Source organism: Streptomyces sp. NPDC104581 (assembly GCF_055583685.1).
Window position 1 is genome coordinate 78,155 of the sequence record NZ_JBVJNN010000009.1, and the last position, 14,071, is coordinate 92,225.

General features: G+C 73.2%; 11 protein-coding genes. 7 read left to right on the plus strand and 4 right to left on the minus strand.

The annotated features are described in order from the left end of the window. The first annotated feature begins 38 nt into the window (after positions 1-38). The 5 genes from ACZ61E_RS10575 to ACZ61E_RS10595 all read left to right on the plus strand — a co-directional run bounded on the left by ACZ61E_RS10575 (position 39) and on the right by ACZ61E_RS10595 (position 6,041). A complete protein-coding gene (locus ACZ61E_RS10575; RefSeq protein WP_469699188.1) occupies positions 39-758 on the plus strand; it encodes a class I SAM-dependent methyltransferase in 720 nt (239 codons plus the stop codon). Between the two features lie 66 nt (positions 759-824). Beyond that, the gene (locus ACZ61E_RS10580; protein WP_469699189.1) at positions 825-1,658 is read left to right on the plus strand and encodes a M55 family metallopeptidase; all 834 of its coding nucleotides are present in this window, start codon (positions 825-827) and stop codon (positions 1,656-1,658) included. Next, positions 1,651-3,048, plus strand: a complete 1,398-nt coding sequence (locus ACZ61E_RS10585) for a M20/M25/M40 family metallo-hydrolase (protein ID WP_469699190.1) — start codon at positions 1,651-1,653, stop codon at positions 3,046-3,048. The genes ACZ61E_RS10580 and ACZ61E_RS10585 overlap by 8 nt, the downstream gene beginning before the upstream one ends. A 12-nt stretch (positions 3,049-3,060) precedes the next feature. Beyond that, complete coding sequence (locus tag ACZ61E_RS10590; RefSeq protein ID WP_469699191.1) at positions 3,061-5,076, plus strand: S9 family peptidase; 2,016 nt, start codon at positions 3,061-3,063, stop codon at positions 5,074-5,076. After that, positions 5,073-6,041: a S66 peptidase family protein gene (locus ACZ61E_RS10595; RefSeq protein WP_469699192.1), complete on the plus strand. Its 969-nt coding sequence runs from the start codon at positions 5,073-5,075 to the stop codon at positions 6,039-6,041. The genes ACZ61E_RS10590 and ACZ61E_RS10595 overlap by 4 nt, the downstream gene beginning before the upstream one ends. 241 nt (positions 6,042-6,282) lie before the next feature. Here ACZ61E_RS10595 and ACZ61E_RS10600 read toward each other — a convergent pair whose 3' ends face one another. After that, positions 6,283-6,627 (minus strand): DUF6204 family protein, encoded by a 345-nt coding sequence (locus ACZ61E_RS10600; RefSeq protein ID WP_469699193.1) that lies wholly within the window; start codon positions 6,625-6,627, stop codon positions 6,283-6,285. Between the two features lie 68 nt (positions 6,628-6,695). Between ACZ61E_RS10600 and ACZ61E_RS10605 the strand changes: the two genes are divergently transcribed. Both ACZ61E_RS10605 and ACZ61E_RS10610 read left to right on the plus strand, forming a co-directional pair. Next, a complete protein-coding gene (locus ACZ61E_RS10605; RefSeq protein ID WP_469699194.1) occupies positions 6,696-7,592 on the plus strand; it encodes an arginase family protein in 897 nt (298 codons plus the stop codon). A 107-nt stretch (positions 7,593-7,699) separates the two neighbouring features. Further along, positions 7,700-9,679 carry a DUF5107 domain-containing protein gene (locus ACZ61E_RS10610; RefSeq protein WP_469699195.1) on the plus strand — a complete coding sequence of 660 codons (1,980 nt, stop codon included), beginning with the start codon at positions 7,700-7,702 and terminating at the stop codon, positions 9,677-9,679. 91 nt (positions 9,680-9,770) lie between these two features. On the opposite strand, the gene ACZ61E_RS10615 is transcribed toward ACZ61E_RS10610, so the two are convergent. From ACZ61E_RS10615 to ACZ61E_RS10625, 3 genes are all read right to left on the minus strand, one after another. Continuing rightward, positions 9,771-13,064, minus strand: a complete 3,294-nt coding sequence (locus tag ACZ61E_RS10615; protein ID WP_469699196.1) for a tetratricopeptide repeat protein — start codon at positions 13,062-13,064, stop codon at positions 9,771-9,773. 126 nt (positions 13,065-13,190) lie between these two features. Further along, a complete protein-coding gene (locus ACZ61E_RS10620; RefSeq protein WP_469699197.1) occupies positions 13,191-13,571 on the minus strand; it encodes a hypothetical protein in 381 nt (126 codons plus the stop codon). Between the two features lie 140 nt (positions 13,572-13,711). Further along, a complete protein-coding gene (locus ACZ61E_RS10625; RefSeq protein WP_469699198.1) occupies positions 13,712-14,071 on the minus strand; it encodes a VOC family protein in 360 nt (119 codons plus the stop codon).

Below are 14,071 nucleotides of genomic sequence, written 5' to 3' on the forward strand. Positions count from 1 at the left end.
ACTGCTGCTGCACGGGGCCGTGTTCGGGAGGGTCGAAGATGGGCGTTTCGGAGCGCTACCGGGATTCGTGGGAAGGCTACTGGCGCGAGACCTCCGACGCGCCGGGCGAGGCGATCTGGGACTCCGACCCGTCCCTGACCGCCGAACCGCACTGCGACATACTCCTGCCGCACGCCGACCCGTCGCTGCCCGTGGCCGACCTCGGCTGCGGCAACGGCACCCAGACCCGCTACCTCGCCACCCGGTTCGCCCGCGCCGTCGGCGTCGACCTGTCGCACGCGGCGATCGAGCACGCCCGGCGTGCCGACACCGCGAAGGTGGCCGAGTTCGAACAGCTCAGCCTCGTCGACCACGAAGCGGTCCGGGCGCTGGCGGCGCGGGTCGGCGACACCCATGTCTACATGCGCGCCGTCATCCACCAGAGCGAGCCGCAGGACCGGCCCGCCGTCGCCGGGTCGGTCGCCGCGCTGCTCGGTGAGCGAGGCAGGGCGTTCGTCGTGGAGCTGACCTCGGGGTCCAGGGCGCTGTTGCAGCGGGCGGCCGGGGATCCCGGCGGACCGCCCGCGAAGCTGCGGCGGGTCTTCGAGCACGGACTGCGACCGGCCGGGGCCGCCGACGACGAAGTGCCGCGGCTGCTGGGCGAGGCGGGCCTGCGGATCATCGACAGCGGGGACACCACACTGCCGCAGACCGAGTATCTGGCCGACGGCGCCCGGATCGACCTGCCCGCCAGATGGTTCGTGCTGAGCCCTGCCTGACGCGCCCCGCGACCTGTGCGAAAAGGTCCTTGGCCCGGCAATTCGGCGACGGGTACCGTGGGCGAGATGAAGATCCTGATCAGCGCCGACATGGAGGGCGCCACCGGTGTGACCTGGCCGGCGGACGTCCTGCCGGGGACGCCGCAGTGGGAGCGCTGCCGCACCCTCTTCACCTCGGACGTGAACGCCGCGGTCCTCGGATTCCTGGACGGCGGCGCCGACGACGTGCTGATCAACGAGGCGCACTGGTCCATGCGCAACCTGCTGCTCGAAGAACTCGACGACCGGGCCCAGTTGCTCACCGGGCGGCACAAGACGCTGAGCATGGTCGAAGGCGTCCAGCACGGAGACGTCGACGCCATCGCCTTCATCGGCTACCACACGGGCGCGGGCACCGAGGGCGTCCTCGCGCACACGTATCTCGCCAACTCCGTCACCGGGGTCTGGCTGAACGGCGAGCGGGCGAGCGAGGGACTCCTCAACGCCCATGTCGTCGCCGAGTACGGCGTCCCCGTGGTCCTCGTCACCGGCGACGACCTGACCTGCCGGGACGCCGAGGGCTACGCGCCCGGCGCCCGCAAGGTCGCGGTGAAGGACTACGTCTCCCGGTACGCGGCGGTCTGCCGCACCCCCGCGCGTACGGCGGCCGACATCCGCGCGGCGGCCCGGGAGGCGACCGCGCTGGCCGTACGGTACGAACCGGTCGAGGGCGGTCCGTTCACCGTCGAGCTGGAGTTCGACGCCGAGCATCTCGCCGGCGCCGCCACGGTCGTGCCCGGAGTGGTGAGCAGTGGCGAACGGCGTGTCGCCTACACGACCGGGACGATGTACGACGGCATCCGCGCCTTCAAGGCGGTCACCACGATCGTCTCGGCAGCGGTGGAGGAGCAGTATGGCTGACATGACGCCCGACAAGACGCCCGCCGGTGCGCCCGGCACGACGCCCGAGGACGCGCGTACCGACCGCGCCGACGCCATCGACCAGGTGGCCCTGGACGAGGTGGTGTCCTTCACCTCCGAGCTGATCCGCATCGACACGACCAACCGGGGCGGTGGCGACTGCCAGGAGCGCCCCGCCGCCGAGTACGTCGCGGAGCGGCTGGCCGCGGCCGGACTGGAGCCCGCCCTCCTCGAACGCACCCCCGGCCGCACCAACGTGGTCGCGCGCATCCCGGGCACCAACCCGGACGCCGACGCGCTCCTGGTCCACGGCCATCTGGACGTGGTCCCCGCCGAGCCCGCCGACTGGTCCGTGCACCCCTTCTCGGGCGAGGTCAGGGACGGTGTCGTCTGGGGCCGCGGGGCCGTCGACATGAAGAACATGGACGCGATGGTCCTCGCGGTCGTCCGCGCCTGGGCCCGGTCCGGCGTCAGGCCGCGCCGTGACATCGTGCTCGCGTACACGGCCGACGAGGAGGCCAGCGCGGTCGACGGCTCCGGCTTCCTCGCCGACCGGCACCCGGAGCTGTTCGAGGGCTGCACGGAGGGCATCAGCGAGTCCGGGGCCTACACCTTCCACGCCGGACCCGGCATGGCGCTCTACCCCGTCGGGGCGGGTGAGCGCGGCACCGCCTGGCTCAGACTCACCGCGCGCGGCAGGGCGGGCCACGGATCGAAGGTCAACCGGGCCAACGCCGTCAGCAGGCTCGCCGCCGCCGTCGCCCGTATCGGCGGGCACGAGTGGCCGCTCAGGCTCACCCCGACCGTCCGCGCCGCGCTGAAGGAGATCGCCGCGCTGCACGGCATCGACGCCGACGTCCACTCCGAACACTTCGACGCGGACGCCCTGCTCGCCAAGCTCGGCCCGGCCGCCGCCCTGGTCGAGGCGACCGTGCGCAACAGCTCCAACCCGACGGTCCTGGAGGCCGGTTACAAGGTCAATGTGATCCCCGGTCAGGCCGTCGCCTATGTCGACGGACGGATGCTGCCGGGGACCGAGGACGAATTCCGCGCCACGCTCGACCAGTTGACCGGGCCCGACGTCGACTGGGAGTTCCACCACCGAGAAGTCGCCCTCCAGGCACCGGTCGACTCGCCGACCTTCGCCAAACTCCGGGCGGCCGTCGAACGGTTCGACCCGGCCGGGCACGTCGTGCCGTACTGCATGTCGGGCGGCACCGACGCCAAACAGTTCTCCCGCCTGGGCATCACCGGGTACGGTTTCTCACCGCTGAAGCTGCCCGCCGGCTTCGACTACCAGGCCCTCTTCCACGGCGTCGACGAGCGCGTCCCGGTGGACGCCCTGCACTTCGGGGTACGCGTCCTCGACCACTATCTCCAGACCGCGTAGAGGGAGTTGGGCATGGAGCAGCCGAGGCCCTACGGCTCGTGGCCGTCCCCGATCGACGCCGCGCTCGCCGCCTCGCGCGACGGACGGCCCGAGTTCGTCGGCACCGTCGGCGACGAGGTCTGGTGGACGGAGCCACGACCCGCCGAGGACGGCAGGCGCGTACTCGTGCGCGGACTGGACGACGGCCGTGAGGAATCGGTCCTGCCCGCCCCGTGGAACGTCCGCAGCCGGGTCATCGAGTACGGCGGCAAACCCTGGGACGGGGCGGTGCGCGCCGACGGCTCCGCCCTCGTCGTCTTCACGCACTTCCCCGACCAGCGCCTCTACGCCTACGAGCCGGACGGCGACGCGCCCCCGCGCCCGCTCACCCCGGCCCCCGCGCCGGACGGCCGGCTGACCGGCACCCTGCGCTGGGCCGATCCGCTGCTCCGCCCGGACAGGGGCGAAGTCTGGTGCGTACTGGAGGAGTTCACCGGCGAGGCGCCCACCGACGTGCGCCGCGTCGTCGCCGCCGTACCGCTCGACGGCTCGGCCGCCGACGACCGCGGCGCCGTGACCGAACTCTCCGACGACCGCCACCGCTTCGTCACCGGACCCCGGGTGTCACCCGACGGCCGGCACGTCGCGTGGATCGCCTGGGACCACCCCCGAATGCCGTGGGACGGCACCGAGTTGCTGCTCGCCGACATCACGGGGGAGGGCCCCTTCGAGCGGGTGCGGACCGTCGCCGGGGGCCCCGGGGAATCCGTCGCGCAGACCGACTGGGCCGCCGACGGCTCCCTCCTCTACGTCTCCGACCCCGGAGACTGGTGGCAGCTGCACCGGCTGCGGCCCGACGCGTCGGCGCCCCTCGGTGTGAGCGGCCCGGACCTGCTGAGCCCCGCCGTCGAGGAGGAGTTCGGCGGCCCGCTGTGGAAGATCGGCCTCCAGTGGTTCCGCCCGATGGACGACGGCATGATCGCCGTCGTCCACGGCAAGGGCGCCACGACGCTCGGCATACTCGACCCCGAGACCGGCCAGCTCGCCGACGCCGCCGGACCCTGGACCGAATGGGCCGCCACCCTCGCGGTCCGCGGCACCCGGGTCATCGGCGTCGGGGCCAGCCCGCGCAGCGCGTACGAGATCGTGGAGCTGGACACCAGGACCGGACGGGCCCGCGTGATCGGCTCGGCGCACGACGACCCGGTCGACCCCGTCTACTACCCCGAGCCGCAGATCCGCGCCTTCACCGGACCGGACGACCGCGAGATCCACGCCCACATCTACCCGCCGCACAGCCCCGACCACAGCTCGCCCGGCGACGAGCTGCCGCCGTACATCGTGTGGGCGCACGGCGGTCCGACCAGCCACTCCCCGCTCGTACTCGACCTGGAGATCGCCTACTTCACCTCGCGCGGCTTCGGCGTCGCCGAGGTCAACTACGGCGGCTCCACCGGCTACGGGCGCCAGTACCGCGAACGGCTGCGCGAACAGTGGGGCGTCGTGGACGTCGAGGACTGCGCGGCCGTCGCCCGCGCGCTGGCCGACGAAGGCACCGCCGACCCGGCCCGGCTCGCCGTACGCGGCGGCAGCGCGGGCGGCTGGACCAGCGCCGCGTCCCTCACCGGCACCGACATCTACGCCTGCGGCACCGTCATCTATCCGATCCTCGATCTGTCCACCTGGACCGAGGACGGCACCCACGACTTCGAGTCGCGGTACCTCGAATCTCTCGTCGGCCCCGCCGCCGAGGTCCCCGCCCGCTACCGCGACCGTTCCCCGATCAACCACGTCGACCGGATCACCGCCCCGTTCCTGCTGCTCCAGGGCCTGGACGACGTGATCTGCCCGCCCGTCCAGTGCGAACGCTTCCTCGAACGACTGGCCGGGCGCGGCATCCCGCACGCCTACCTCACCTTCGAGGGCGAGGGCCACGGCTTCCGCAGGACGGACACGATCGTCCGCGCGCTGGAGGCCGAACTGTCCCTGTACGCCCAGACCTTCGGGATCGACCGCCCCGACGTTCCCGTACTGGAGCTGACCAAGTGACCCCGAGGCCGGGCCGGCCCGCCCCCGCGCCCCTGGCGCCCCTCGTACGCCCGCCCCGGCTGCGGCCCGGCGCGAAGGTCGCCGTGGTCGCGCCCAGCGGCCCGCTGCCCGCCGAACGGCTCGAAGCGGGCCTGGACATCCTGCGCGGCTGGGGCCTCGATCCCGTCGTGGCGCCCCATGTCCTGGACACGCACCGGGAGTTCGACTACCTCGCGGGCACGGACGAGGCACGCGCCCGCGACCTCCAGGACGCCTGGTGCGACCCGACGGTCGAGGCCGTCCTGTGCGCACGGGGCGGCTACGGCGTCCAGCGCATGGTCGACCTGCTCGACTGGAACGCCGTACGCGCCGCCGCCCCCAAGGTCTTCGCCGGCTACAGCGACATCACCGCGCTGCACGAGGCGTTCGCCGTACGGGCGGGCGTCTCCACGCTGCACGGCCCCATGGTCGCCGCGCTGACCTTCCTCAAGGACCCCGCCACCCAGGAGTCGCTGCGCGCGACGCTCCTCGAACCCGAGACCGTCCGGGTCATCGGCGCGGACACCGCCCGCGCACTCGTCCCCGGCCGGGCCCGCGGGATCACCTTCGGCGGCTGCGTCAGCATCCTCGCCGCCGACCTCGGCACGCCGCACGCCAGGCCCGCCGCCCGCGGCGGGCTGCTGCTGATCGAGGACATCGAGGAGGAGCCGTACCGGCTGGACCGGATCCTCACCCAGCTCCTGCGCTCCGGCCTGCTGGACGGGGTCGCCGGCGTCGCGCTCGGCTCCTGGGCTGGCTGCGGCCCGTACGGAGACGTGCGGACCCTGATGCTCGACCGCCTCGGCGGCCTCGGCGTCCCGGTCGTCGAGGAGCTGGGCTTCGGCCACGGCCCGACGAACCTGACGGTGCCGCTGGGCGTCCCCGCCGTCCTGGAGGCGACGGCCGGCGGGGCCACGCTCACCCTGGAGGGCCCGGCGCTGACATAGGCGCGCCCTCCTGCGACCCACTCGGCCCGCTCCGGGCGCGGGCCGACGTACAGCCGCCGGCCCGCGCCGCCCGCGCACGCTCGTCGCGTGGGCTTCCGCCACGAGGGCCACGCGTCGGACTTCCTCGCCTCGACGGGCCCGGCGCGCCCGCGAACGCCGCGGCGATCAGCGCGGGCACGATCCGCGAGTCACGGCGGCACCCAACCGCGGCACCCAACCGCCGCACCCTGCCGGGAGGGTCTCACCGGCCCTTGCGGTTGATCTTCATCGTGTCCATGTCCGTCACCGACGAGCGCAGCTCCCCGAAGCCGACCCCCGCGCCGCCGAACGCCTTCAGCGCCGTCTCCGCACGGTCCTCGGCGAGCGCCGCCGCCATCTCCTCGCCGTCGGCGGCGTCGGAGACCACCACGAACCGGAAGGAGAAGTGCTTGAGCACCCGGTCGTAGGTGAACGACCCCTCGGGCGTGAACCGCATCCGGCTCAGCCCGTGCTCCTCGACCTCGCCGAGCAACCGCGCCCGCGCCTCGTCCGTCAGCTCCTGGAAAGTCCCGCGCACGATCACCCGATACGTGTGCTGCGTGGTCATGGAACGTGCCGCCTTCTCTCCGAGTAACCAGATTGAAGAACGAGAGTACGACGCCGAGGATGGCTCGCATGCGGAATATCGTGGTGATCGACGCCCCCTCCAACCTCGGCCTCCGGCCACCCGCCCCCGGCACCGTCCCCGGCTGCTACAAGCTCGCCGGCGCCATGCGCGAACAGCGCGTCGTGCAGCGGCTCGGCGCCTCGGAGGGCGGAGTCGTCGTCCCGCCCCGCTACGACCGGGGCGACTGGAAGGAGGGTGACGGCGTCTTCAACGCCGCCGCCATCGCCGCGTACACACCCCGGCTCGCGGACCGCATCGAGCACCATGTACGGGCCGGCGACTTCCCCCTCGTACTCGGCGGCGACTGCTCCATCCAGCTCGGCGCCTCCCTCGCGCTGCGCCGGATCGGCCGGTACGGCATCGCCGCGATCGACGGGTCCGCCGACTTCCGGCACACCGGCAACTCCCCGTCCGTCGGCGCCGCGGGCGGCGAGGAGCTGGCCATCGCCACCGGGCGCGGACAGAGCGACCTCAGCGACATCGAAGGGCTGCGCCCCTACGTCCGCGACGAGGACGTGCGTCTCTTCGGCATCCGCGACGGCGACCCGGACCGGGCGGAACTGGCCCGGCTGAGGATCCCCGCCGTCTCCGTCGGCGAACTCCGCGCGGGAGGCACCGCCGAGATCGCCGGCGCCGCGCTCCGGACGCTGGAACGGCCCGTCACCGAGGGCTTCTGGGTACACCTCGACGCGGACGTCCTCGACCCCGAGGTGATGCCGGCCGTCGACGCCCCCGACCCCGGTGGGCTGCTCCCCGGCGAACTCCGGACGCTGCTGACGGTCCTGGTGCGTTCGGACCGCTGCGCCGGGCTCAACCTGACCATCTACGACCCCGACCTCGACCCCGAAGGCACCGCCGGCGCGCTGCTCGCGGACATCGTTGTGGCCGCCCTCACCCAAGACTGATCCCAAGGTCCTCTGTTCGGCGCGCACTCAACCGTGTTCCATGGTCATCGGGTGCGCGCCGGCCAACCGAGCCCCGGCGGCCCCAGTGACCGAAGCGAGGTTTGCCTGTGGCCACGAGCGTGCGACGTGCCGTACTGACCCTGCCCGCCGCCCCCTTGGGGCCGGAGAACCCCCTGCCCGCGCTCCGGCCGCTCGACGAGACGCACTCCATCGACGAACGCGCCAAGCGGGACCTGCCCCGCGACATGGCACGGCAGATCGGCTACGAACCGCTGCGCACCCTGCTGCCGGCCCGCGTCCTCGACGGCTACGGACGCGACCGCGAGCCCACCGACCTCGACACGATCGTCATCGAGAACGACCGGCTGCGGGCCACCGTCCTGCCCGGCCTCGGCGGCCGGGTCCACTCGCTGCACCACAAGCCCACCGGCCGCGAACTGCTCTACCGCAACCCGGTGTTCCAGCCCGCCGACTTCGCGCTCAACGGCGCCTGGTTCTCCGGCGGCATCGAGTGGAACATCGGCGCCACCGGCCACACCACACTCTCCTGCGCGCCCGTGCACGCCGCCCTCGTCCCCGCGCCCGACGGCGGCGAGATGGTCCGGCTCTGGGAGTGGGAACCCCTGCGCGGCCTGCCGTTCCAGGTCGATCTCTGGCTGCCCGACGACTCCGACTTCCTGCACGTCGGCGTCCGTATACGCAACCCGCACCAAGGCCCGGCGCCCGTCTACTGGTGGTCCAACATCGCCGTGCCCGAGGACGAGCGCACCCGCGTCCTCGCACCCGCCGAAGAAGCCTGGCACTTCGGGTACGAGCGGAGCCTGCGCCGGGTCCCGGTGCCCGGGCACAAGGGCGCCGACCGCACGTACCCGCTGCGGTCGGAGTACCCCGCGGACTACTTCTACGAAGTCCCCGTCGACTCCCGGAAGTGGATCACCTCCCTCGACGCGGACGGCCACGGACTCGTCCAGACCTCCACGGACACCCTGCGCGGCCGCAAGCTGTTCGTCTGGGGATCGGGGCGCGGCGGGCGGCGCTGGCAGCGCTGGCTCACCGAACCGGGCACGCCCGGCTACGCCGAGATCCAGGCCGGACTCGCCCGCACCCAGCTCGAACACGTCAAACTCGAAGGCCACGAGGACTTCAGCTGGCTGGAGTCGTACGGCCCGCTCGAAGCCGACCCGGCCGCGGTGCACGGCGCCGACTGGGCCGCGGCGCGCGCCGAGGTCGCCGACCGTCTCGAACGCGCCCTGCCGCGCGCCGACGTCGACGCCGCGTACGAGGCGTGGCTGCCGTACGCGGACCACGAGCCCGGTGAACGGCTCGCCACCGGCTCGGGCTGGGGCGCGCTGGAAGTCCTGCGCGGCGAGATGCGCGGCGGATACCGGCTCCACGGCACACCGTTCGACGAGTCCATGCTCGGTGAGCAACAGGAGCCGTGGGTCGAGCTGTTCACCCAGGGGACCTTCCCGAAGCCGGACGGGAGCGTGCCGCCGGGGCCGACCCTCGTCGCGCCGCACTGGCGCGACATGCTGGAGACGGCGCCCGCGGAGCCGCTGACGGAGTATCACCTCGGCGTCACCCAGTGGCACGCGGGCGATCTGGCCCAGGCGGTGCGCAGTTGGGAACGCGGCCTCAAACTCGCCCCGTCCCGCTGGCCGTTGCTCCGTTGCTTGGCCCTCGCCGACTGCGAGGGCGGCAACCCGGAACGGGCCGCCGACCAGTACGCGGAAGCCTTCGACGACCTCTGCCGCGAGCGCGGCGACGACGAGCCCTGGACGGCGGCCACCGCCGCCCTGGCACGCGAGGCGATCGCCGCGCTGCTCGCCGCCGACCGCCCGCGGGACGCGCGCCATGTCTGGGACCGGCTCTCCGAGGAGACCCGCGAGCGGGGCGCGTTCCGGCTGATCGAGGCCCAACTGCTCATCGCCGAGGGCGACAAGTCGGCGGCCCGCGCCGTGTTCGACGCGGGCTTCGAGGTTGCCGACCTCCGGGAGGGCGCCGAGACACTGAACGAGGTCTGGTCCTCCCTGACGGACGATCCGCTGCCGGAGGAGTACGACTACCGGATGCGGCCGGACTCCTGAACGAACCACGGCCGGGGGCGACCCCGTTCCCGGCCGACGTCCGGCCGGCGTCCGGCCGGCCGCCGGGCTGTCCGGCAGCCCCCTGATGTCATCACTCTGCGGCGGGCCCCGCGCGGCCGGAGCGCTCGGCCTTCGCGTACCGCGACAGCAACTCGTTGTACGTGACGGACGGGAGCGCCGGCCGGCTCTCGCTCAGTGCGTCCCGGAACGCGCGGGTGGCCCTGGTGACCTGGTGGCCGGGCCCCAGAACGCGCGAGGAGTCGTCGAGGAGCGCGTCGAAAGCTGTCGGACCGTCTGCCGGGGCCCCGTCGCGCCGGATCCGTACCTCGGCCAGACAGCCGCGGAACATCAATGATCCGAAGTGGTCGGGGCCCCAGATACGCAGGGCCACCGGCAGCAGGTCCTCGTACGCGGTGACCGACCCGGCGAAGTCCTCGCTGTCCGCGAGCAGCTTGGCGTACGTGGCGCGGACGGGCAGGGTCTCGACATGGTCGGGCGGAATGACCCGCTCGTAGTCACGGAGCAACTCCCTGCACTCCTCTGCCGCTCCGGACGGATCGCCCGCTTCCGACCGGCAGTCGAGCAGGCGTACGCGTGTGTCGAGCGTCCGCGGGTGGTCCGGGCCCAGAATCCGCACGCAGTCCGCGAGGAGTTCCCTGTAGACCGGCACCATCACGTCGGCCTCCTCGTCGTCCGAACGGAGGTCTGCGCGGCCGCCGCGCAGCCGGAGGATGTCCGGGTGGTCGGGGCCCAGTACCCGGCGGTGCACGGAGATCAGGTCCTCGTAGGCGGTGAGCGCCGCCGCCGTGTCTCCCGCGGCGTACAGCTTCTTGGCGAGCAGCTCGCGTGTGCGCAGGGTGTCGGGGTGGTCCGGACCCAGCACCCGGGCCATGTCCTCCAGCAGGTCGCGGAGGTCGGTGACCGCTCGGGAGTGGTCACCCGCCTCGCCCCGCGCGTCGGCCAGGTCGGCACGGGTCGCCAGGGTGTGGGGGTGCTCCGGGCCCACGGCCCGCAGATGGTCGGCCAGCAGTACCGCGAATTCCTCGGCCGTCCGGTCGGGGTCGCCGATCACGCCCATGATGCCGAGAAGGAAACGCCGGGACTCCAGCACCTGTGGGTGGCCGGGGCCCAGGGCCGAACTCAGGGCGGCCACCGACTCCGCCATGACCTCGGCGGCGGCCGCCGGGTCACTCTCGATCAGCGCGTGCTGCCACCCCATGAGCACGGCACGGGTACCGACGGCGAGCGGGTGGTCGGGCCCGAACATCTGCTCAAGCGCGCGGGTCGACTCGTCCAGGCCGACCGGCGCCGCGGTGGTGTCTCCCGCCTCGTTGCGGAGCAACCCCAGTGTGTAGCGGGCCCGGGAGACATCGATGTGGTGGGCGCCCAGGACCCGCACCGCGTCGTCGATCATGTCCGCCAGCTCCGCGGCGGCTCCGGCCGGATCTCCGGCGGCGGCGCGCCACTCGACCAGTTCGTGCCGTACCAGCAGCGTGCGGTAGTCGTCACCGCCGAGCTCCGTCAGGTGTTCGGCGAGCAGCTCCTCGAACAGTCCGCGCGCCCCGGCGGGGTCTCCCGCCTCACCCCGCAGGCGCGCGAGCTTTCTGCGTATGTCCAGGGTCAGCTCGTCAAAGGGCTCCAGATGCGTCCGGCAGTCGACGAGCAGCTCCTCGTACAGGTCGGCGGCGCGCCGCCGGTCTCTCATGTCGTCGTACGCGGACGCGAGCCGGTTGCGGACCGACAGGGTGTCGCGGTGGTGCGGGCCCAGAGCGCGCCGGTGATCGACGAGCAACTCCTCGTAGGCGGCGAGCGCGCCGGACAGGTCACCTCCGCTGCCCCGGGCGTCGGCGAGGGCGCGGCGCGCGTCGAGGGTGGCGAAGGCGTCCGGCCCCAGCAGACGGGCGCAGTCCGCGGCCAGGTCCGCGTAGGCCGCCACGGCTTCCGCCGGGTCCCCGGCGATGGCCAGGAAGCGCAGGGAGTTGCCGCGGCAGGCGAGGGTACGGGTGGAGCCGGCGCCGTACTTCCGCGCCGAGGTGGCCGCCAGCCGCCGGTAGTGGTCCATCGTCGCCTTGTAGAGTCCCGCGCGGGCGAGGCTCTGGCCGGCCCGGAGCAGCACGTCGTGCACATCCCGGTCCGACCACAGCAGGTCCTCGTCATGGGAACGCAGCGTCTCGGCGTTGGCCCGGAACCGCTGGCCGGTCGCGAAGTCACGCTCCTCCGGCCAGCTCTGGACCAGTGCGTCGGCCGCCGCCCGGACGGTCCGGGCCAGCACTTCCGGCGCAAGCTGTTCACGCACGGTGCGCTGCACCAGCCCGTGGACCTGTACGGGGCGGCCCGGCGCCGAGCTGACCAGGCTGAGCCGGTGCAGCGAGCGCAGCGCGCCCCGCGCGTCGTCGGCGTCCACCTCCCCCGCGGAGACCCGCCCGGCGAGGAGGTTCCGCGCGGCGGTGGCGGCGAACAGCTCGGGCGGGATGCCGTTCGGGCTGAGCACGCTCGCCAGCTCCAGTGCGGGGCGGGCCAGACCGACGGGATTGAGCCGGTCGGCAAGCTCGACCGAGAGTGACCAGGCCGCCGCCACGGTCACCCGCTGCTGGTCGGGCAGGGCCCCGCTCTCGGGCAGCAGGCCGTCCAGGCGGCGCGCCCGGTCCGCGAGCCGGGCCCGGTAGGCGCGGCAGCCCATGTCCTGGTCCAGCATGTATGCGCACGCCTGCGCCAGGGCGAGCGGCAACCAGCCGAGAGCGGCGGCCAGTTCATCGGCCTCGTCGAGCATCCGGGGGTCATCGCCGAGCCGCCGGGCCAGATACGACGCGGCCTCACGCTCGCTGAACAGCCCGAGCTCCACCAGCCTGCGACCCTGGCCCGCGAGAGCGGCGTCCCGGCGGCGGGTGGTGACCAGGGTAGAGCCGCCGGACCTCGCGGGGGGCCACAGATCACGCAGGTCGCCGGGCACGGTCACATCGTCCAGCACCACCAGCCAGCGGCGCTCGGTGCGCCCCAGCCAGGCCACGAAGCGGGCCGCAGCCTGATCGGCGTCGGCCACCTCACCGGGGCAGACATCGGCGGCTGCCTCCGCGTACGTCGCGACGACGGCCTGGCGAGTAGTAGCCGGGACCCATACGAGCAGGTCGACCGAGCCGTCAGCCTGTGCGGAACGTGCCAGGTGCGCCGCCCACTGCGTCTTGCCGACCCCACCCAGCCCTGTCAGCACGAGTGCCGCGACGGGTGTCTCCCTGTCCGCCGCACCGGATGAGATCAACGGTGCCCGGGCGCCCCGGACATGGAATCCCTCGGCGGGCGGCGGCACCGCGCCGACCTGATGCGGCCAGCTCACCTCGTGGGCCGGCAGCACGAAGGTGTTGTTCATGACGCCGTTGTCGCCGAACATCACGCCACGCGAGTGCCGCAGATCCTGCCGTACGGCGGAATCCCCGGCATTCCCCGGCTCTCCGGGTGCCCAGGGTGCGCCGGGCGTCCCCGGTGTCCCGTAGGACCGATCGTCCCCACCCATGTCTCAGGAGAACGTGTTGTGCTGCACGTTTCGGTCCCCGACCATCACGCCCTTGGCGTCGCGCAGATCGACGACGGGCCGCTCGGACGATTCACCGGGGTCCCGGCCCAGCAGCTGGAACACCTCCCGCGCGGCGGCGAGCGCGCGGCTGTCCTCGGCGGCGCCCGCCTCCACCAGAGCGGCGGCGAGTGCGTCCTGCCATGTCTCGGGGTCCGACTCGTGCTGTTCCAGGGCCTCTTCGGCGTCCCGTCGCCCGGTGAACAGCCGCTGGACGGAGCCCCGGAGCGAGCCGTACGCGTCCAGCGCTGCGGCCGAGGCCACGTCCTGCGCGGCGGCGCCGGCCCCCGCGGCCAGCGCGCTGGTGATCAACACCACCGGTTCCATCTGTCCTCCCTGAGCCACGCTCGACACTGCCTCCCAAGTGTCGCCCGCGGAGACGGTGTTGACGAAGGGTTCCGCATCGCCGGGCGCGGCGCACGGGAGCAGCCCGGGGCCGCCGGGCTGCTCCGGCGGGCCCCCGGGTGTCAGCCGTTCTGGACCGGGTTGCGGTCCACGTACTCGAAGATCGAGCCGTCCGGGTGGACCGCGATCAGGTTGCGGCCGGCCGGTGTGGGCACCGGGCCCGCGACGACCTGGGCGCCGACGCTCGTGAGCGAGGCGTACGCCTCGTCGACGTCCTTGACCGCGATCGTGGCGGTGACCTTGCGCAGCACCTCGATCTCCTCGGCAGGACCGCTCATCAACAGGAAGCAACTGACGGCGGCGACGGAGACCCCGCCGCGCTCGAAACGGAGCGCGGGGCTACCGGTCAGCCGTTCGTAGAACGCGACCGAGGTCTCCAGGTCGTCGACGCAGATGCGCAGCGTGGTTCCCAGGATTTCCAT